This is a genomic window from Zobellia russellii (genome assembly GCF_044597075.1).
In the GTDB taxonomy this organism is placed as follows: Bacteria; Bacteroidota; Bacteroidia; order Flavobacteriales; family Flavobacteriaceae; genus Zobellia; species Zobellia russellii.
The window spans coordinates 435168-454811 of record NZ_CP139000.1; the positions used below are offsets into that span (position 1 = coordinate 435168).

17 protein-coding genes and 1 other RNA gene are annotated in these 19644 nt (G+C 37.3%); 9 read left to right on the forward strand and 9 right to left on the reverse strand.

Translation table 11 applies throughout. The features are described 5' to 3' along the window. Positions 1–52 precede the first annotated feature (52 nt). Together SJY45_RS01840 and SJY45_RS01845 are read right to left on the reverse strand one after the other, a co-directional pair. Positions 53–448 (reverse strand): acyl-CoA thioesterase, encoded by a 396-nt coding sequence (locus tag SJY45_RS01840; protein WP_400073063.1) that lies wholly within the window; start codon positions 446–448, stop codon positions 53–55. Then, a complete protein-coding gene (locus SJY45_RS01845) occupies positions 449–1501 on the reverse strand; it encodes a glutaminyl-peptide cyclotransferase (protein WP_400073064.1) in 1053 nt (350 codons plus the stop codon). A gap of 139 nt (positions 1502–1640) precedes the next feature. Here SJY45_RS01845 and ffs point away from each other — a divergent pair. From ffs to fsa, 3 genes are all read left to right on the forward strand, one after another. After that, positions 1641–1739, forward strand: an RNA gene (gene ffs, locus SJY45_RS01850) — signal recognition particle sRNA small type. A 115-nt stretch (positions 1740–1854) separates the two neighbouring features. After that, entirely contained in the window at positions 1855–2664 is an 810-nt protein-coding gene (locus tag SJY45_RS01855; RefSeq protein WP_400073065.1) for an SDR family oxidoreductase, read from the forward strand. A 74-nt stretch (positions 2665–2738) separates the two neighbouring features. Next, the gene (fsa, locus tag SJY45_RS01860; protein WP_400073066.1) at positions 2739–3392 is read left to right on the forward strand and encodes a fructose-6-phosphate aldolase; all 654 of its coding nucleotides are present in this window, start codon (positions 2739–2741) and stop codon (positions 3390–3392) included. Positions 3393–3476: 84 nt separating this feature from the next. Here fsa and SJY45_RS01865 read toward each other — a convergent pair whose 3' ends face one another. Continuing rightward, entirely contained in the window at positions 3477–4859 is a 1383-nt protein-coding gene (locus SJY45_RS01865) for a transaldolase (protein ID WP_215439098.1), read from the reverse strand. Positions 4860–5038: 179 nt separating this feature from the next. On the opposite strand from SJY45_RS01865, the gene SJY45_RS01870 reads away from it, so the two are divergent. Continuing rightward, the gene (locus SJY45_RS01870) at positions 5039–6670 is read left to right on the forward strand and encodes an ABC-F family ATP-binding cassette domain-containing protein (RefSeq protein WP_400073067.1); all 1632 of its coding nucleotides are present in this window, start codon (positions 5039–5041) and stop codon (positions 6668–6670) included. A gap of 143 nt (positions 6671–6813) precedes the next feature. Beyond that, positions 6814–7953: a hypothetical protein gene (locus tag SJY45_RS01875; RefSeq protein WP_400073068.1), complete on the forward strand. Its 1140-nt coding sequence runs from the start codon at positions 6814–6816 to the stop codon at positions 7951–7953. Between the two features lie 74 nt (positions 7954–8027). Here SJY45_RS01875 and SJY45_RS01880 read toward each other — a convergent pair whose 3' ends face one another. Then, a complete protein-coding gene (locus SJY45_RS01880) occupies positions 8028–8741 on the reverse strand; it encodes a hypothetical protein (protein ID WP_400073069.1) in 714 nt (237 codons plus the stop codon). 195 nt (positions 8742–8936) lie between these two features. Between SJY45_RS01880 and SJY45_RS01885 the strand changes: the two genes are divergently transcribed. Continuing rightward, entirely contained in the window at positions 8937–9500 is a 564-nt protein-coding gene (locus SJY45_RS01885) for a fasciclin domain-containing protein (RefSeq protein ID WP_400073070.1), read from the forward strand. Between the two features lie 50 nt (positions 9501–9550). Here SJY45_RS01885 and pheT read toward each other — a convergent pair whose 3' ends face one another. Beyond that, a complete protein-coding gene (pheT, locus tag SJY45_RS01890) occupies positions 9551–11977 on the reverse strand; it encodes a phenylalanine--tRNA ligase subunit beta (RefSeq protein ID WP_400073071.1) in 2427 nt (808 codons plus the stop codon). 130 nt (positions 11978–12107) lie between these two features. Here pheT and SJY45_RS01895 point away from each other — a divergent pair, with 130 nt between their 5' ends. Then, on the forward strand, positions 12108–13331 hold the full coding sequence (locus SJY45_RS01895; RefSeq protein WP_400073072.1) for a TlpA disulfide reductase family protein: 1224 nt from the start codon (positions 12108–12110) through the stop codon (positions 13329–13331). Positions 13332–13334: 3 nt separating this feature from the next. Here SJY45_RS01895 and leuB read toward each other — a convergent pair whose 3' ends face one another. After that, positions 13335–14453, reverse strand: a complete 1119-nt coding sequence (gene leuB, locus SJY45_RS01900; protein ID WP_400073073.1) for a 3-isopropylmalate dehydrogenase — start codon at positions 14451–14453, stop codon at positions 13335–13337. A gap of 142 nt (positions 14454–14595) precedes the next feature. After that, on the reverse strand, positions 14596–15768 hold the full coding sequence (locus SJY45_RS01905; RefSeq protein ID WP_215914550.1) for a 2-isopropylmalate synthase: 1173 nt from the start codon (positions 15766–15768) through the stop codon (positions 14596–14598). A gap of 306 nt (positions 15769–16074) precedes the next feature. Here SJY45_RS01905 and SJY45_RS01910 point away from each other — a divergent pair, with 306 nt between their 5' ends. Both SJY45_RS01910 and SJY45_RS01915 read left to right on the forward strand, forming a co-directional pair. After that, on the forward strand, positions 16075–17619 hold the full coding sequence (locus SJY45_RS01910; RefSeq protein ID WP_215439117.1) for a hypothetical protein: 1545 nt from the start codon (positions 16075–16077) through the stop codon (positions 17617–17619). 3 nt (positions 17620–17622) lie between these two features. Further along, positions 17623–18486 carry a DMT family transporter gene (locus SJY45_RS01915; RefSeq protein WP_400073074.1) on the forward strand — a complete coding sequence of 288 codons (864 nt, stop codon included), beginning with the start codon at positions 17623–17625 and terminating at the stop codon, positions 18484–18486. A 319-nt stretch (positions 18487–18805) separates the two neighbouring features. Here SJY45_RS01915 and SJY45_RS01920 read toward each other — a convergent pair whose 3' ends face one another. Both SJY45_RS01920 and SJY45_RS01925 read right to left on the reverse strand, forming a co-directional pair. Next, positions 18806–19114 (reverse strand): DUF3817 domain-containing protein, encoded by a 309-nt coding sequence (locus tag SJY45_RS01920; RefSeq protein ID WP_303405818.1) that lies wholly within the window; start codon positions 19112–19114, stop codon positions 18806–18808. Positions 19115–19116: 2 nt separating this feature from the next. Then, the gene (locus SJY45_RS01925; RefSeq protein ID WP_400073075.1) at positions 19117–19575 is read right to left on the reverse strand and encodes a hypothetical protein; all 459 of its coding nucleotides are present in this window, start codon (positions 19573–19575) and stop codon (positions 19117–19119) included. Between the last annotated feature and the right edge of the window lie 69 nt (positions 19576–19644).

Sequence of the window (19644 nt, forward strand, 5' to 3'; positions counted from 1 at the left end):
TGTTTTCAAACCATTTTTTCTAATTGCGAAATTATAGATTGACAACACTGGGCTATGAACAGGTAAAAAAATCCTTGATTTCATCCGATATGCGCATAGGTCTATATGTTTCGGCATTTAATAGACACCATTCTGTACTTGATTTTACTAACAGTTCTTTGGTCTTCTTATTGCGCATTTCTACAATTCTTACAGAAACGGCACCTTTGCTTTTTTGAATGTATGTGCTCATTTCAATAACATCACCTAGAACTGCAGCACTTTTGTAGGTGATATGATGTGTCATTACCACCCAAATAATTCCTTTGCGCATTTCTTCTGGAGCAGCTTTCATCCAATGTTCTTTAGATATATCCTGCATCCATTGAACGTACCGTACATTGTTTACATGGTCAAGGTCATCTAAATCGTCTTCCTTTACGGTAATCGCTTTTTGATAACTCTGCATTTATTTTTTTTGAATTTTCACCTCAAACATCTTGTCCCATTCTTTCCCGGTAACAAAAAACGTTTTCCTCTCCGGATGATATGCTATACCGTTTAAAACATTATCCGTATCGCTCCATGTAGCGTGGTGTGTAACCTTGCTGCTAAGCCCACCAAAATTGATAACGCCTTCAATAGCACCGCTATTGGCATCAATAATCATAACACTTGGTTTTTGGTATACATTGGCATATATTTTTCCATCTACATATTCCAATTCGTTGGCACTGTCATTTATAGATTTGTTGGTCACGGTTTCTATATGACCTTCTTCAACCAAAGTTTCCGGGTTTAAAAACCATATTTTTTCTGTGCCATCACTTTTAAAGAGTTTTTTTCCATCGTTTGTCAATCCCCAGCCTTCTTTACTTTCTCCAAACTGAAAATTGTCAATTTTATCCAAAGTCTTTAAATCATAGATAAAGCCAAGACCACTGCGCCACGTAAGCATGTAAATTTTATTGTTGAGAATAGTAATGCCCTCTCCAAAATAGGTTTGGTCCAAATCTACCTGTTGTAATACTTTGCCTGATTTAAAATCTACTTTTCGTAAAGAGGATCTTCCTTTTTTTCCTGTGCTCTCGTAAAGTGTATCGTTATAAAATTCAAGACCCTGTGTATAAGCTTTGTTATCGTGGGGGTACTCGTTTAGTATCTCGTAGGTGTAAATTTCCGGAGCATTTGGCGCCAGGAGTTTTAAATGCTTGGAAATCTCTACTGAGGCATCGTCATAGGAAACGGTTGCCGTAATTGTTTTGTCTCCTAAATGGGGCATGTTCAGTGAAATTTTGCCATCATTAACGGGAACCTCTTTACCATCAATTGCATACGTAACACTCTCAATGGTTTTATTATTTTTGTTTTTGATGGAAACCGCTACATTTTGTTTTTGCTGAAAGCTTTTACTGTTTCCTTCTAGTTGAATTTCGAATAGGGAAGAGGGAGAATTATCACCTCCACAGGCCATAAAAAGCATTAAAAAAAAGCAAAACGGGAAAAACTTTAAAGTTGTCATTACAAGATTAAATTTGGTTTAGCCTGATTTACAGGCATTTTTTAGTTGCACAAAAATAGCGAACTCAAAACAAATTGTTCATATAAAAATTAGAATGTAAAACGATTGCGAAAGAAACAAAAGGTTGTATATTTGCAGTCGGCAAGTCCTACACGACCAGCTCCTGTAGAATCCCCCAGGGTGGGAACGCAGCAAGGGTATACGGTTGTAGCGGTGCGATGTAGGTAGCTTGCCGATTTTTTTTGCTCTAAATTCTTCAAATTATAAGGGCATTTGTTAAGTTTCTGTTTCAGCGCTTCTTCAAGGTTTAATTTCTTTTCTACTACACTATATTATTGTTATTTTGCACCCTTATGGAGCAAAAAATAGTATTGATTACCGGGGGTTCTTCAGGTATAGGAAAGTCCATTGGGTTGTATCTCAAGTCAAAAGGGTTTAAAGTTTATGGAACTACCAGAAATTTGGCTAGGCATCAGGATTTTGAGGTATTTGACTTACTTCAACTTAATGTTACGGATAATGAGAGTATCGTTTCTGCCGTAAATCAAGTCATAGCTGCTGAGGGAAGGATCGATGTGCTGGTAAACAATGCAGGGGTTGGAATTACTGGTCCTTTGGAAGAAACGCCTCCAGATGAAGTACAAAAAGCTTTTGATACCAATGTGTATGGCCCACTTAGAGTGGCCCAAGCTGTATTGCCCCAAATGCGAAGACAAGAAGGAGGAGTGATAATAAATATAACCTCCATAGCCGGATATATGGGATTGCCGTATCGCGGAGTTTATTCCGCCACAAAAAGCGCACTTTCCATCCTCACCGAAGCTTTACGCATGGAAACCAAAGGATTTGGAGTAAAAGTTGCCACTTTGGCCCCAGGAGATTTTGCCACAAATATTGCAGCAGGACGTTACCATTCACCAGTTTTAGACAATTCGCCCTATAAGGAGCCGTATGGGAATACATTGAAGATGATGAACGAAGATGTATCTAACGGAGATGATCCTATTGCAGTTGCTAAAAAGGTTTTTGAAATCATTGAAAACAAGAAGCCCAAAGTGCATTACAACGTAGGTTCGCCATTGCAGAAATTTTCTGTGGTACTCAAGCGAATTTTGCCAGATAAAGTATACGAGAAACTCTTGCTAAACCATTATAAGTTGTAATTTTGTTTCTTGGGAATTTAAGATTCCGAAAAACTTTGTATATCTCTAATATTAAACCTAATAAACTCTAGAAAATGAAATTTTTTATAGACACAGCTAATTTGGATCAAATACGGGAAGCACAGGAACTTGGTGTTCTTGATGGTGTAACTACCAACCCTTCTCTTATGGCCAAAGAAGGCATTACTGGAAGAAATAATATATTAAAGCATTACGTAGATATCTGTAACATTGTTGATGGTGATGTTTCTGCCGAGGTAATTTCAACAACTTTTGACGAGATGGTGAAAGAAGGTGAGGAATTGGCTGAGCTACATGACCAGATTGTAGTGAAAATTCCAATGATCAAAGATGGTGTTAAGGCACTTAAATATTTTTCCGATAAGGGAATCAAAACCAACTGTACTTTAGTATTTTCTGCAGGACAAGCTTTGTTGGCAGCTAAAGCGGGAGCTACATATGTTTCTCCTTTCATAGGTAGATTGGATGATATTTCTACGGATGGTCTTAACTTAATTGCAGAAATAAGACACATCTATGACAACTACGCGTTCGAAACTCAGATTTTGGCTGCTTCTATTCGTCATACAATGCACGTAATTGATTGTGCTAAAGTTGGTGCGGATGTTATGACCAGTGGTCTATCTTCCATTACTGGACTTCTAAATCACCCATTAACGGATAGTGGTTTGGAGAAATTTTTAGCAGATTACAACAAGGGGAACTAATCTCGCTGTTTAATAAAAATTGAAAAAGGGATGCTATTTAGCATCCCTTTTTCTATACAAATATTTTATGTGTGGTAATCTAAATTAAAAAGAGGTATAGACATTTGCGAACGCATCTACAATGACCTTGTCATCTGTTATGATACACTTGTTTAATGGGTATATAATAAGTGACTTGGTCAACTCTTCAAAATCTGAAGACCGGTATTGTTTTGATTGATCCAAGCCGGACATCTCTAACATAGCCTTCCAGTTAGATTCGTTAGTTTTTATATTGATGCCTACGTAAGAATATTCAGGTTTTTTAGCAGAGAGGTGTTCAATTCTTCTTTTTATGTTCTCAAAATGCATCCTATCCGTGGCGGACCAAAAATAGAAAACCGTTTTATTGTTCTTGGCGGCAATCTCTCTCATAGTAAGTGTGGTGCCGTTTGTGCTCGTAACCGCTACATTGGGAATTTCTTTTTTAGGTTGAATGTTTTTAATGCCTTCGTACAAAGCATCTATTTCATTCATATGCCTATTGTTGTTGCTCAACTCTCTGAAACCGCTAATAAATTCTTCGTTGTTTTCTTCGGAGTCATGAACCTTCAACAAATAATCAAATGCCACATATCTAAAAAGATTGTCCTTTAGTTCTTTTTCCTGGACTAGGCTATCTATAAGGTGAAGCTTGTGTTTGTTAAAATGAAGCTGATTACGAACTACATTATTTTTTATGCTGCATGCATGTGAGCAAGTCATGAAAGACATATTACCAATATGGTTGATCATAAAATTATAATAAGGCCTTAAATAGGTTAAATCCTTATCATCAAAAACCAAATCTTTTCTGTAGTCGTAAAAATTAGAAGGAAGCTTTTTTAGTATTTCCTTTCCTGTAAGCCTTTTGTGTTTAAACGGGTATTCCTCTTTGTAGGTGTTGTAGTTGTAGTTTACACTGGCGCTAGCAATCTTAAGCTCATTTTTAGAAAGCTTGTCTTCACTTTTAATTTCGTCCAGTACATCTAACTTTAGTTGCTTTAAAGAGTCAATGCCTCGTTCAAAGTCTGTTGGATTCCATCGGTACATAGAGCGAACGGCACTTGCTTCTTCTTCATGTGCCAAAAATACTTCTAAAAGAAAATTGTTGAGTTCTTCTCCGTCTCCTGAAAATACCAAAGATTCATCAAAGTCTGATGTATTTAGGCGAACCACTAAGCTGTCTCCTTGCTCTAAGTAGACATATTGTAATTCCGGGTCATGATTAAAATGGTACAGGCCTTCTGAGATAGAATCCAGAGAAAAGGCAAACCGGTTATCCTCGTCCAATTCTGCCGAATCTATAACAACGTCTCCTTTTAATAGAACAATATGATTGCTGGTAGGATTAACAATTTCTCCAGAAAAAAATACAGTAGGGGAGCTTTTTTCTGCAGCACAACTTCCTAGAACAAGAAAAAAAAGATAGAGTAAATTTCTATTCATATAGGTATCGCTAACTGTGTAACGTTCAAAATTAAACAACCCTGTGGCAGTTTGCTGTTAATAGGGAGTTAAAAATGACAGGGTTGAGTTAAGGTTTAAGACAAAGTGAATGCTTTTTAAGTTTATTGGTCTAGGCCATTAAAATTCTGTATTTTTGCACGAATTTTAAAAAGAAAGCTATGCTGTCGGTATCAAATCTATCCGTACAATTCGGAAAAAGAGTCCTTTTCGATGAAGTTAACGTAACCTTTACTCAGGGTAACTGTTATGGGGTAATTGGAGCAAATGGAGCGGGAAAATCTACATTCTTAAAAGTTTTATCTGGACAAATAGAACCAACTTCGGGTCATGTAAACCTTGAGCCTGGTAAACGTATGTCCATCTTGGAACAGAACCACAACGCTTACGATGAGTCTACTGTTCTTGAGGCCGTTGTTATGGGGAATAAGCCGCTTTTTTCTATAAAGCAGCAGATAGATGCGCTTTATGCGGATTATACTGATGAAAATGCCGATAAAATTGGAGAGCTTCAGGTTCAGTTTGAAGAAATGAACGGCTGGAACGCAGACAGTAACGCTGCGGCCTTATTATCAAATTTGGGAATAACAGAAGAGTTTCATTATACCTTAATGTCGGATATAGATTCAAAACTTAAGGTTCGTGTATTACTGGCGCAGGCTCTTTTTGGAAATCCAGATGTATTGATTATGGATGAGCCTACCAATGACCTGGATTATGAAACCATCAACTGGTTGGAGAATTTCCTTGCAGATTATGAAAACACGGTAATTGTAGTTTCTCACGATAGACACTTTTTAGATTCGGTCTGTACCAGTATTGCCGATATTGATTTTGGTAAAATGAACCTGTATAGTGGTAACTATACATTTTGGTATGAAAGTAGCCAGTTAGCTTCTCGCCAGAGAGCACAACAGAATAAGAAGGCCGAAGAAAAGGCAAAAGAATTGCAAGAATTTATTGCGCGTTTTAGTGCCAACGTTGCAAAAAGTAAACAAGCCACTTCTAGAAAGAAAATGCTTTCTAAGCTTAAAGTAGAAGATATAAAGCCTTCCAGTAGAAGATATCCTGCCATTATTTTTGAAAGAGAGCGTGAAGCTGGTGACCAAATTTTGAATGTGGAAGGACTTTCTGCAAAGTCGGAAGATGGAGATTTGCTTTTCGAAAATGTGAATCTAAACTTGGCTAAAGGCGATAAAGTTGCCGTTATTTCTCGTGACTCTAGAGCAACCACGGTTTTTTACGAGATTATAAATGGTCAAAAGAAAGCTGAAAAAGGTTCTTTTCAATGGGGGATTACTACTACACAATCATATTTGCCTGCAGACAACTCTGATTTCTTTACAGAGGATATAAGCTTGGTAGACTGGTTGAGACAGTGGGCAAAGACCGAAGAGGAAAGAGAAGAAGTCTACATTCGTGGTTTTCTAGGTAAAATGCTTTTTAGTGGCGAAGAAGCTCTTAAGAAGTGTACCGTTCTTTCAGGAGGAGAAAAAGTACGTTGTATGTTAAGTAGAATGATGATGCTTAGAGCCAACGTAGTTATGTTGGATGAGCCTACGAATCACTTGGATTTAGAGAGTATTACCGCATTTAACAATAGCCTTAAGAATTTTAAGGGAACGGTCATGTTTACTACCCATGATCATCACTTTGCAGAGACGGTTGCCGATAGAATCGTGGAGTTGACCCCAAAAGGCAACATTGATAGATATTTATCGTTTGATGAATATATGTCTGACAAGACATTACGGGAGCAACGTAATAAAATGTATGACGTTGCTACGGTATAGCTTTTGTTAAACCAGTATTTTAAATGATGTAAGGGGGCGTTTTTTAAATTCAAGGACCCAAAACTTGAATTTAAAAAAGGCCCTTTTTTTGCTCAACTGGCAGGTGTTGGAAAAGTCATTTAGAATACATTAAAATGCAACAGATGAAAACCTACAATCTATTTTATGCCCTTATGGCGTTATTAGTCCTTATGGGTTGCAGCAAAACTGAGAGTGACTCACTTGGCAACGAAAAAGAGGAAGAAAAAAGCGTTCAAGCAGACTACACCTTGCTCGTTAACAACAAAGGAAGTTTAAGTGGTACATTGTTCAATGTAGAAGATGATGCCCTTACCATTAATCCGGAAAAGAGCAAATTTGCTTCCATGATGGTGCCTGATCTTTCGTTTCAAGAAAACAGTGTATTGACCACGTATCATAAAAAATCCAATTGTAGCGGTGAGCTATCAATTCACGACTTTAACGATGATAGCAGTAAAACGTACCAAGTTTTTTCAGATTTAGGAGCGTGCAGTCTTACGGCAAAGTCAATTTTACGAAAAGGAGATATGCTCTACATTGCATACGAGCTTCATGTGAGCCCTACGGTAGATGAGTTTTATGTACGTGTTTTAAACGTGTCTGCCTCAGAAACAACTTCTTTGGACGTGAAACTTGACCAAAGACCTATTGAACTGGCATATGCAAACAAACGGCTATTTGTTTTAGGCGTTGATGATAATGTTACCGATGAAAACTCTATTACAGTAATGGATGCTAATGCCAATGCTGTTGTTCATAGTAAATTGGTAGGTTTTGATGTAAGGCGAATTTTCACAAACCCGGATGATAATATTATCATTAGTTATGATGATTTGCATAGTACAATGAACAGTGTAAGTCTTGCTATAACACATACCAGCTATGGTGTTGGAAAAGAACCTAATTTCACAAAATCTGCTTCTTTGCATTTTGATACGGAAGGTAAGATGTACTATGAGATGACACCTACGGCACATAGTATATTTCCAGTAATACCGGCTATTTATGATTTTGGCAAAAACTTAACCGTGTTGTACGCTTACGAAAATTTCATGACGGAAACTCAGCTCAATTTTGAATTTGAAGTTGAAAAAACAACAATGGTAAGCTATGACGAGGAGAACAATGTACTGTTGATAGGGTACAAAAAGAAAAGCGGGGAGAACAAAGGAGGGCTCTTGCTGGTAAAGCCGGCTCCTGAACCAAAATTTTTGAACAGTATAGATGTGGCAGGTATACCAACCGCTATATTTATAAACTAAGTACACCTGTAAAAGTTTAAAGGGCATTCCATAATTTGGTGGAATGCCCTTTTTTTATGATGTATAATACACTGCTAAGCGTTGTAAAATTTACTGTTCCAAATGGCATGGTTAAAGTTTTTACCCAATGCAAAGCCATAAAAAATAGCCACCGACGCAGAACATTTGAATATAAAAAAGAAAATAATAAAAAATTGAGCGTTAGAGCTGTTCTTTGAAAATAGACCTTCAGGCACCAATAGGGCCATAAAAAAACTTAGGAGAACTATGAGCAAAATTAAGTTTACAATATTTTTAAAAGGCCACATGAGCCATTTTCTTAGGGGGTGAAGGTCATTTCCCCATTTATGAATCAGATAAAAATAGTTGTTACCTATGGGGGCGAATAATACGGGGTCGTCCTTATCCTCTAATTTAAAGAGCTTGGAAGGCGCAAGAATTCTAAAACCTTTTAATTCAATACTGTGAGCTTCTTCAATCCGCTTTATTTCTGCTATGGCCTCCGCAGGAATTTCTCCTTTAAAATAATTGGATGTTAAAAAGCGTAACCTGTAATCTACACAAATTTTCTTTATTTGCTCTACATGGTATATCCGGTTTGTTTCTAGTAAATCAAGATCAAAAGCGTTAGTAGCTGAACTGTTTTTATTTTGAAGGGTATTCCCGATTTTTTCTCTGCTTTCTATATCCCTGTTAAGAATCAGATATAATTCGCTTAGGTTTTTATGGTCCGTTTCGGGGCGTATTTTGCTCAGCTTTTCTTCTATATTAACCTTTTTGAGTAGCATAATAGTGCGGTATATCTCAAATTTAGAAAATTTAAGAGGGATGTTTGAATTCCAAAATCACAAGTATTTGTTAATAATTTGTTAAAAATTAACATAAGGAGAGGTTTAAATAAGAAGATAAATTTCATAAGTTGTAACTTGTCGAAGTATTTGAACCGTTAATCGACTACTTTAACAACTCCCTGCCTTATTTATATGAAATACCTTACTAAAGTTCTTTCTTGTGTGCTATTCTCTTCTTTTATCTCACTTACTGCTCAAGAAGGTGTAAGTAAATCAAATTCAACTTATAAAAAATCCGAAGTTGAAAAATCTATAGTTAACTCTACGGCCACTTCTAAGAATCATCAAACGCTTTTAGCGGTAATGAAGGCTACAGATTTGGAGGACTTACTTGATCATGCAGGACCTTTTACGGTATTTGCACCATCAGATTTAGCATTTCAAAAAATATCGGGAAAATCTGTTGAATATCTTTTGGATCCTGAAAACAGAAAAGAATTAAAAGACTTATTAACGTACCATATCGTTGCCGGCCATATAACTGCTTCCAAAATTTTAAAGGCCATGTGTAGGGGTGAAGGAAAAGCAACTTTTACCACGGTTCAAGGAGATATAATTACCGCAACAATGAAAGGTGTAGATATCATTCTTAATGATAGCTTTGGAAATACGGCAACCATCGTGGTGGCAGATTCAAAGCAGCGCAACGGCGTTATTCATGAAATTGATAACGTTATCCTTCCAGGGAAAATTTAAGAGCTTCTTAATTTCCCCTTTTGTTCAGTTTCTTTCTTATTACTACTAAATTACCGTAATTCGGCACCTAATTCGTTTTGGTAGGTTTTTTCAAGCTTGCCCATAATGCGGTCTATTTGCTTGTCCGTTAACGTACGTTGGCTATCTTGTAATGTGAAGCTTACAGCATATGATTTTTTGCCTTTGGGCAGTTTATCTCCAGTATATACGTCAAAAAGATTGATATTCTTCAATAGCTTTTTTTCTGTTTTTCTGCCTAGTTCGTACACGTTTTGGAAAGTAACGGAATCATCCAACAGAAGGGCAAAATCTCGTTTTACCTCAGGGTATTTGGGTATTTCACGATAGGTAATACTATTTTTCTCCGCATAGGATATAACATTGCCCCAGTTAAAATCAGCATAAAGAACCTCTTGTTTAAGGCTCATTTTTTTAAGAATCGACTTTTTAACAATACCAAAAGAAACCAATTCCTTGGCTCCAACTTTTAAGCTTAAACCTTCGGATAATGAGGTGTTGGAAGTAGGTTCTGGTGTGGCGTTGGTTATACCAAGACGGTTTAAAATATTAGTAACGATGGATTTCAAGAAAAAGAAATCGTTCACCTTATCCGTACCGGCCCAACCACCTTCATTACGGTTTCCGGTCAGATAAAGACAAAGGTGTTTGTCTTCTATATATTTAGACTTTTTCTGTTCGTAGGTTTTACCAAATTCAAACAACTTAAGGTTTAATTTCTTTCTGTTGTTGTTGTATAAAATGGTTTCCAACCCGGTAAATAACATGGAGCGACGCAAAACGGAGAGGTCGTTGCTCAACGGATTCAACATTGTTACACTTTCCTCAGGAGCATTGTCTTCCAGCATTTGTGCGTTACCCGGAGCTGTTAAGCTATTGGTCATGATTTCATAGAAACCTTGTGAGGCTAAAAAGTCTCCTATTACGCTCTGTAGCTTATAATCATCAAACTTGGAGACAAGCGCTGTTGAGGCGTTTAGTTTTGTACCAAAGTTGATGTTGTTATAGCCGTAAACACGTAAAATTTCTTCTATAACATCTACTTCACGTTGTACGTCTACCCGGTAAGTAGGTATGGAAAGCCCAAGGCCAGCTTCGGTAACACTTTTTACCTTGATGTCCAAAGAAGCTAATATAGATTTAATGGTATCCTGCGGAATTTCTTCACCTACAAGCGAGTATGTTTTTTTGAACGTTAGAAAAACCTGATGTTCATCAAATCTTTTTGGGTAAAAATCAATTATGTCCGAAGTAATGTCACCTCCAGCAATTTCCTTTATCAAAAGAGCGGCCCGTTTAAGGGCGTATTCTACATTTTCTATGTCTATACCTCGTTCAAACCGGAAAGAAGCATCGGTATTCAACCCGTGTCTTTTAGCAGTTTTTCTAATTGCTACGGGATTAAAATAGGCGCTCTCAAGAAAAATGGAAGTTGTTTTTTCTGTTACTCCTGTGTTTATTCCTCCAAAAACCCCCGCAATACACATCGGTTTTTCAGAATCACAGATCATAAGGTCATCTTCATGTAGCTCCCGCTCTTCACCATCCAATGTCATGAATTTGGTTCCGGCCGGAAGTGTTTTTACTATTACTTTTTTACCATGAATACGATCGGCATCAAAAGCATGCAGCGGCTGTCCTAAATCATGTAGTACATAATTGGTAGCATCTACAATATTGTTCATAGGGTTAATACCTATGGCGCGCAATCTATTCTGTAACCAGGTAGGAGATGGTTTAACTTTTAAATTACTTAGGGTGATACCTGCATAACGCGGTACCAATTTGCTATCATCTACCTGAACCTGTAGCTTAAGAGAACGGTTGTCTATATTAAAATGACTGATAGATGGAGTGATCAGCTCTTTGGTAATTTCTTTTTGTTTTAAACCGGCTTTTAAATCCCTTGCCACACCGTAATGACTCATGGCGTCCGCACGATTGGGAGTAAGGCCAATTTCAAAAACTTCATCTATCTCAACATCAAAAATCTCCGAACAAGGGGTGCCCGGTTTAAGTTTGGAGTCCAATACAAGAATACCTTCATGACTGGAACCTAGGCCCAGTTCATCTTCGGCACATATCATACCATGGCTTTCTTCGCCACGAATTTTCCCTTTTCCAATTTTCCAGGCTTTTCCTTCTGGGGTATATAGAGTAGTGCCAACAGTAGCTACAGGAACCTTTTGGCCCTTTGCCACATTGGGAGCACCACAAACTATATGTAACGGTGTGCCGGTACCAATATCTACGGTAGTAACTTTAAGTTTGTCGGCATTTGGGTGCTTTTCGCAAGTAAGCACATGTCCTACTACAATACCCTTTAATCCTCCTTTTATAGACTCAAAAGGAGTGATTCCTTCTACTTCAAGACCTAAATCGGTTAAAAGTTCACCTGTTTTCTGGGAATCCCAATCAAGTTTAAGAAAATCTTTTAACCAGTTGTATGAAATCTGCATCGGTAAGTTTTAGTGGCGGTAAAGATAAAACAATGCTTTAAGACATTCAATACACAGCGCTACTGAATTACTCATTTTTTTGTTGTAAGTTTTTGGCATGTATTCCGATTGTAAAAGAAAATAGGTGATAATGAAGAGATTATTGTTTTTGTGGATAGTGGTAATGGTGTTGGTTTCCTGTAGGGAAGACAAGACACAGGGGCTGTCCGAAGGTATTTGGTTAGGGAAATTGCAAGTTATAGACGGAGAAAAGCTTCCTTTCAATTTTAATCTGAAAAAAGCGGAGAGCGGCGCGTACGTAATGGAAATTTATAATGCCACCGAGGTAATAACAGTAGATGAGATTGTTATAAAGGGTGATTCCATACGCATTCAAACCCCGGTATTTGAGGGATACATTTCGGGAAAATTTAACGAAAAGCGCATAGAAGGGAACTTTGTAAAAGAAAGCTTGGAGAGGGTAGTGTCTTTCGAGGCAATTTATGGAGAGGAAGACCGCTTTTCCATTACTCAGCCAGTTTCTGTAAATGTTTCCGGTATTTGGGAAACGGAATTTAGCCCTAATACGTCGGAGAGTTACATGGGAAAAGGAATTTTTGCTGAAAATGCTGGCAAGGTAACTGGAACTTTTAGGACTACCACTGGCGACTATAGGTATTTGGACGGAGTGGTAACGGGAGATTCCTTAAAACTTTCGGCTTTTGACGGAGCTCATGCCTTTTTGTTCAAAGCTCAGATAACGGACAGTACTTTGAACGGTATTTTTTATTCGGACAATCATTTTAAGGAGCCTTTTGTAGCTAAAAGAAACGAAAGTTTTGAGCTTCCGGACGCGGACTCACTTACATTTTTAAAGGAAGGCTATGATAAATTTGCGTTTTCTTTTCCGGATGCAAAAGGAAATATGGTTTCACTAACGGATAAAAGGTTTCAGGATAAAGTTGTTCTAGTGCAAATTATGGGCTCATGGTGCCCCAATTGTCTGGATGAGACTAAATTTTATGTCAATTACTTAAATGAAAATAGGGTAGAAGACTTAGAGATAGTGGCCTTGGCGTTCGAGTATGCTAAAACAAAGGAACTTGCCTTTAAGAGTATTGAGCGTTTGAGACAGCGAATAGGAGTAGATTATCCAATTCTATTGGCTCAGTATGGTTCATCGGATAAAGAGGAAGCACAACAAAAATTACCAATGTTAAACCAGGTCCTGTCGTACCCTACCACTTTGTTCATTGATAAAAAAGGAGAAGTTAGAAAAATCCATACTGGATTTAACGGTCCTGCAACCGGAGATAAATATACCAAGTTCAAAAAGGAATTTGATGCGTATGTAAAAATGTTGGCGAATGAGTAGAAATTAAATAATGGTAGATTTCCCCAAACCAATATTCTCGTCGTTTATGCTTGGGTTTTCATCAGATTCTACAATATTTTCCGATATAAAATCGCCTACATAATCCGTTCCGTATTTACTGCTACCCAAAACATCTGTGGTAACTACCTTCTTCATAAAAGACTTGTGAACCGCAGCCACAATGGCGTTGGCTTCTTCGTTTAGATTAAAATGTTGCAACAACATAGCAGTACTTAAAATAGATGCTACAGGGTTGGCAATGTTCTTTCCTTTTGCTTGAGGGTATGAACCGTGAAAAGGCTCAAACATGGCGTTTTCGGCACCTACGGATGCGGAGGGCAACAATCCCACGGAACCAAGAATAACACTCCCTTGATCGGATAGGATATCGCCAAACATGTTATCCGTTAGAACCACATCAAATTGGCGCGGGTTGAGCATCATTTGAACTGCTGCATTATCAATAAAAAGGCACTCTAAAGTAACTTCCGGATAACTTTTTGAGATATCCGTTACCGTTTTTCTCCAAAGTCTAGAGGATTCCAATACATTGGCCTTATCCACTAAAGTCAGTTTTTTGCGTCTTTTTTTAGCGGTTTTGAACGCTAAATGTGCAATACGACTTATTTCTTCTTCGGAATAGGAGCAAAGGTCGGATGCAGTTGTACCATCTGCACTCAATGTTTTTTCCCCAAAATAAATACCTCCCGTCAACTCCCTGAAAATAACAAGATCGGTATTGTCTACAATATTTCTTTTAAGTGGAGAGTTGTCCAAAAATGCAGGAAACATTTTTATGGGTCTAATACTGGCAAAAAGACCAAGTTCTTTGCGCAAACGCAATAGTCCTTGTTCGGGCCGTACTTTAGCTTCGGGATTGTTATCGTATTCCAAGGAGCCAATAGAGCCAAAAAGAATAGCATCGGATTCTCTGCACAGTTGCAAGGTTTTGTCCGGTAAAGGTCTTCCTGATCCGGACATGGCAATAGCACCAACGGGCGCTTCAACAAGTTCAAACCTATGGTTGAACGTTTCTTCGATCGCTTTAAGGCATTTCACGGATTGGGCCAATACTTCTGGACCTATCCCGTCACCGCCAAGGAGGGCAATTTTTAGCTGCATCTAGAGAATTTTTAAAGTGCTACCTGAATAAAACCTACAAGAAAGTGATTTTAATCATAAGAAGCTAAGATTAAAAAATTTTAGGACATTAAGGCTAAAAAAAGATTAAAATATAAAAGGATCAGACCTCCAGTATATTTGCTTAGGAAATACTCTCTATAGTAATATTGCTGGCCTCAATGATTTTTGGAATATCTTGATCCGAAATTTCTTTGTGGCTATCTGCAAATTTCAAGAACTCTTGATATACCTCGTCTAGTTGAAGTTTTGTCAACTCATATCCTACTAATTTGGCCCTGTAAGCCAAAGCGGCTCTACCGCTTCTTGCAGTAAGAACAATAGAGGATTCGTTAACACCAACATCCGCCGGGTCAATAATTTCGTAAGTCTCCCTATTTTTTATGACACCATCCTGGTGAATTCCGGAACTATGGGCAAAAGCATTTGCACCCACAATAGCCTTGTTGGGCTGTACCATCATTCCCATTTTTTGAGAAACCATTTGGCTTGTGTCAAAAAGCAATTTACTGTTAATGTTCGTGTCTAGGTTTAAGCTAGGATGCTGACGTAAAATCATTACAACTTCTTCCAAAGAAGTATTTCCGGCACGTTCGCCAATACCATTAATTGTACATTCTATTTGGCGGGCACCGTTTATAACGCCGGCAATGGAGTTTGCTGTTGCCAAACCTAAATCATTATGGCAATGACAAGAAAGTGTAGCCTTATGTATTCCGGTTACATTTTCTTTTAAGTATTTCATTTTTGCACCATATTCTTCTGGCAAACAATATCCTGTTGTATCTGGAATATTTAAAACAGTGGCACCTGCCTTTACCACGGCTTCACAGACCCTGGCCAAGAACTCGTTGTCGGTTCGGCCGGCATCTTCAGCATAAAATTCAACATCCTCAACAAAAGTTTTGGCATAACTTACGGCGTCTACCGCTCTTTCGATTATGGCATCCCTATTGGAATTGAACTTGAATTTTATGTGAGAGTCAGAAGTTCCTATACCTGTATGTATACGAGGCCTTTTGGCATGTTTAAGTGCGTCTGCAGCAACTTCAATGTCTTTCTTTACCGCACGGGTAAGTCCGCAAACAGTAGCATTTTTAACGAGTTGCGATATCTGGGTAACGGATTTGAAATCACCAGGACTCGATACAGGAAAACCAGCCTCAATAATATCTACTCCTAAATAATCCAGTCGTTCAGCGATTACTAATTTTTGTTCAGCATCTAATTTACAACCGGGCACCTGCTCACCATCACGAAGTGTTGTATCAAAAATTTGTACCTTATCTTTACTCATTATATCTTGTAGTTTAGCTAACTTAGGAACTGCTTGCAATAATTTCTTTGTCTACAAATATCATATTTTGTACTGTTATATCAACATTTTTTAATAACCTTAGCCCTGTCTTTTGCCAAAACGGGTAGATTATTGTACAAACGTCTATATGTTAAGATCCAAACAAAAAATGGCAATAAAGTTCAATACGAATATATAACCAATAGAGCGAACCACCTAGTACCTGCATTAAATAGTACAACGTTAAGCTGGTTTTTTGGTTGTTTAATATATTGATAGTAAGTAAATTAAATAATATTTTTTACGATGACAAATGCGCACAGAGATGCTTTGTTCGTGCTGGTGAAATCTCTTTCAAAATCCGAAAAGCGCCAATTCAAATTATACGTGGGGCGATTGGGGGTAAATACCGATGCTAAATTCTTGGCTTTGTTCAACCTAATGGACAAGCTTAGAAAGTATGACGAAAAGGCGATTTTAGATAGTGGAATCGTTAAAAAAGCACAGTTATCTAATCTTAAAGCGCATCTATATAAACAAATTTTGGTGAGCTTAAGGTTGAATCCGGTGAACCAAAATATTCGGGTTCAAATACGGGAACAATTAGATTTTGCTACAATTCTTTATCAAAAGGGACTTTACAAACAAAGCCTAAAAATTCTTGACAAGGCAAAATCTACCGCCATAGAGAACGAAGAGAAGAATATAGCTTACGAAATAGTGGAACTGGAGAAAATTATTGAAACCCAGTATATTACCCGTAGTATTCCAGATAGGGCAGATGAGTTGGCCATACAGGCCAAAGAGCTTTCCGCACAGAATGTAATGACCAGTAAATTGTCTAATCTTTCTTTGCAGCTATACGGTATTATGTTAAAAGTAGGCTATGTTAGAAGTGATGAAGACTATAATCGTGTAAAGACTTATTTTGAAACCCATTTGCCCAAATATCAATTAAAGGATTTAGGTTTTAGGGAGAAATTATGGTTATATAAGGCACATCTTTGGTACAGTTTTTTAACCCAAGATTTTCTGTCTTCGTACAAGTATGCTACTAAATGGGTAGATCTTTTTTATGAGCACGAAGAACAAATACATCTTAATCCGGTTTTCTTTTTGAAGGGAAATCACTATTTGCTAGAGTCTATTTTTTATGTAAAATACAGTTCTCACTTTAGGGAAGTTTTAGAACGGTTGGAAGCCGTAGTGGAGAGTAAGAGTTTTCCAAAAAACGATAACATTGCGTCCTTATCATTTCTGTACATTAATGCGAATAAATTAAACCTTCATTTTTTGGAAGGGACTTTTAATAAGGGCCTGTATCTGGTTAAAATTGTTGAATACGGAATAAATAAGCACAAAGACCGTATAGATGCTCATCATATCATGGTGTTGTACTATAAAATAGCCTGTTTGTATTTTGGAATTGGCGATAATAAAACTTGTATACAATACCTGAAGAAAATAATAAATAACAAGAACTTGAAAATGAGGGAAGACCTCATGTGTTTCGCACGGGTTTTAAGTTTGGTGGCGCATTATGAGGCGGGAATGGACTATCATTTAGAAATTCAGTTAAAGAGTACCTATAAGTTTCTTTTAAAGATGAACGATCTACACGCGGTTCAAAAAGAGATGATAAAGTTTCTAAGAAACCTCGGAAACATTTTCCCCAACGAACTAAAAAACGAATTTCAAAAATTGCACACGGAGCTTAAAAAATATGAGGATCATCCTTATGAAAAGAGGGCTTTTCTGTATTTAGATATTATTTCTTGGTTAGAAAGTCATTTAGAAAACAGACCTGTGGCAGAAATTATTCGTGAAAAGGCTATGGCCGTAAAAAGATAACATTTGGGGTCCAATACTTCTTTTAACATCAAGAACTTTCTAGAAATTAACTTGGCCATGGTGCTATTAAGCACTTCTGGTCCTTTAGGTAGGTTTATAGAGCTGCCCGTACCTATAACCATTGGTATTAGATCTTTAATAGCACTTCTGCTGTTGTTTCTCTATTGCCGTGTAAAGGGAATTTCATTTGGGTTGAGTAGTAAAGATAAGATGCCGGTACTAGTAAGCGGAGTCCTTATGGGGGTGCATTGGTTGGCTTATTTTATGGCTTTACAAAAATCCAATGTGGCCATAGGTATGCTTTCATTATTTACGTATCCTGTGATTACCGCTTTTCTAGAGCCCCTGTTTCTTAAGACAAGGTTTCAGAAAATGCATTTGTTGTTGGGAGTTTTGGTGCTTTGTGGCATCTATTTCTTGGTGCCTGATTTTAGTTTTGAGAATAGTTATACCGTGGCCATTGGTTTTGGTGTGTTTTCTGCACTGTGCTACGCCGTCCGTAATTTAATACTTAAGAAACAGGTAGATACTTATCCAGGATCGGTTTTAATGGTGTATCAAATGGCAATAATTTGTTTAATGCTTGCGCCAGCTTTTTTTTATTACGAACTAGAAGCTATACCTAGCCAATGGGCGGGACTGTTAGGATTGGCGGTAGTGACTACGGTCTTTGGTCATACCATGTTCGTAAATTGTTTCAAATACTTTTCTATTACCACTATTAGTATTTTGAGTAGTATTCAACCGGTTTATGGAATCCTAATCGGTGCTTTGGTTCTATCGGAAATCCCGGCATGGTCTACTGTTATAGGTGGATGTTTGATACTTACCTCGGTTATCGTGGAGAGTGTCCGGTCGTACAGGTAAGTTTTCTAGTAAAGAAACGAAGGATGCTAATCATATTTATTCGAGTTCCTTACAGTTGAAATTCTGAATTTTCAATAAATCTATAACGGTTTTGTTTGAGCAGTTTTTGCTCTCTATGCGAAGAATATTATCGCAATCCTCTAGATCAAAATTCCAGTGAGATTCGCCAAATAAAATGTCTAAATATGGTTTTAAGTTGGCGACTTGGGTTTTGTTTTGAACGCTCGTTTTAAAAACGTGTACCATGTTTTAAAATTTAATAGGCCGGTTTGAGTAAATAATAACTGATTTTAAGAATAAGCAAGAATCAGAAAGGAACTCACGGTTGCAGTTTGCTAAGGATTTTATTGTCAATATAAAAAGTACCGAATGGAATAAAACACGCTAAAATTACTTTCCATGTCGTGGTTCGGAATTTCCAATTTTGCTCAATTCCAACGCTCAAGGTATTTATAACAAAGAGCATGAAAATAGCACCGTGAATAGGGCCTAATGATTTTGTTAGACTTGGTTCGTTAAAATAATGTTTCATAGGTGCAGCAATGAAAATAAGCACCAAAAGTGAAATGCCTTCTATGAAGCCAATTATACGTAAACGACCCACTTTTGAGTTAAGTAAATTCTTCATAATTATCTGATATAAGGTCTGTTTGCTAATGGTGAAAATGGCCATGGGATGGCAATACATATGATACATAGGGCAATTAGGAACCAAATGAGAATGGTCCGGAATTTTTCTTTATCCGTTGGTTTTCGTTTTGCCATAGCAGAACCAATAGTAATCAAGACTATTGCAGATAACATTAGAATCATGTGCAATAAGCTATAAAATAGGGCTTCAAGGTTGTTTACGGCTTCATCTAAATTCTTCCAGAAATATTTTATGATAGGACTTTGGGAGTAAAGAATAAGGCCGATTACAAGTTGAAGGTGAGCAATTGTCGCCGTCCAATGTCTAATGAGATTATCAAGTTTGGAGAATTTTAAGTTTTGAAAATAACCTCTATAGGCCTTAAAAATAGAGATGATTAGAGAAGCAAGAACAAACCATCGTATGATAGAATGATAGTACAGGAGCGATTGATACATTGGTGTTTCATTAAAATCAATGCAAATCTAATAAAAAAACATACTACATAGTATGTTTTTGTTTGTCTA

Coding starts and splice junctions, on each gene's coding strand:
- SJY45_RS01840 (WP_400073063.1), bottom strand. CDS start 448: ATGCAGAGTTATCAAAAAGCGATTACCGTAAAGGAAGACGATTTAGAT.
- SJY45_RS01845 (WP_400073064.1), bottom strand. CDS start 1,501: ATGACAACTTTAAAGTTTTTCCCGTTTTGCTTTTTTTTAATGCTTTTT.
- SJY45_RS01855 (WP_400073065.1), top strand. CDS start 1,855: ATGGAGCAAAAAATAGTATTGATTACCGGGGGTTCTTCAGGTATAGGA.
- fsa (WP_400073066.1), top strand. CDS start 2,739: ATGAAATTTTTTATAGACACAGCTAATTTGGATCAAATACGGGAAGCA.
- SJY45_RS01865 (WP_215439098.1), bottom strand. CDS start 4,859: ATGAATAGAAATTTACTCTATCTTTTTTTTCTTGTTCTAGGAAGTTGT.
- SJY45_RS01870 (WP_400073067.1), top strand. CDS start 5,039: ATGCTGTCGGTATCAAATCTATCCGTACAATTCGGAAAAAGAGTCCTT.
- SJY45_RS01875 (WP_400073068.1), top strand. CDS start 6,814: ATGAAAACCTACAATCTATTTTATGCCCTTATGGCGTTATTAGTCCTT.
- SJY45_RS01880 (WP_400073069.1), bottom strand. CDS start 8,741: ATGCTACTCAAAAAGGTTAATATAGAAGAAAAGCTGAGCAAAATACGC.
- SJY45_RS01885 (WP_400073070.1), top strand. CDS start 8,937: ATGAAATACCTTACTAAAGTTCTTTCTTGTGTGCTATTCTCTTCTTTT.
- pheT (WP_400073071.1), bottom strand. CDS start 11,977: ATGCAGATTTCATACAACTGGTTAAAAGATTTTCTTAAACTTGATTGG.
- SJY45_RS01895 (WP_400073072.1), top strand. CDS start 12,108: ATGAAGAGATTATTGTTTTTGTGGATAGTGGTAATGGTGTTGGTTTCC.
- leuB (WP_400073073.1), bottom strand. CDS start 14,453: ATGCAGCTAAAAATTGCCCTCCTTGGCGGTGACGGGATAGGTCCAGAA.
- SJY45_RS01905 (WP_215914550.1), bottom strand. CDS start 15,768: ATGAGTAAAGATAAGGTACAAATTTTTGATACAACACTTCGTGATGGT.
- SJY45_RS01910 (WP_215439117.1), top strand. CDS start 16,075: ATGACAAATGCGCACAGAGATGCTTTGTTCGTGCTGGTGAAATCTCTT.
- SJY45_RS01920 (WP_303405818.1), bottom strand. CDS start 19,114: ATGAAGAATTTACTTAACTCAAAAGTGGGTCGTTTACGTATAATTGGC.
- SJY45_RS01925 (WP_400073075.1), bottom strand. CDS start 19,575: ATGTATCAATCGCTCCTGTACTATCATTCTATCATACGATGGTTTGTT.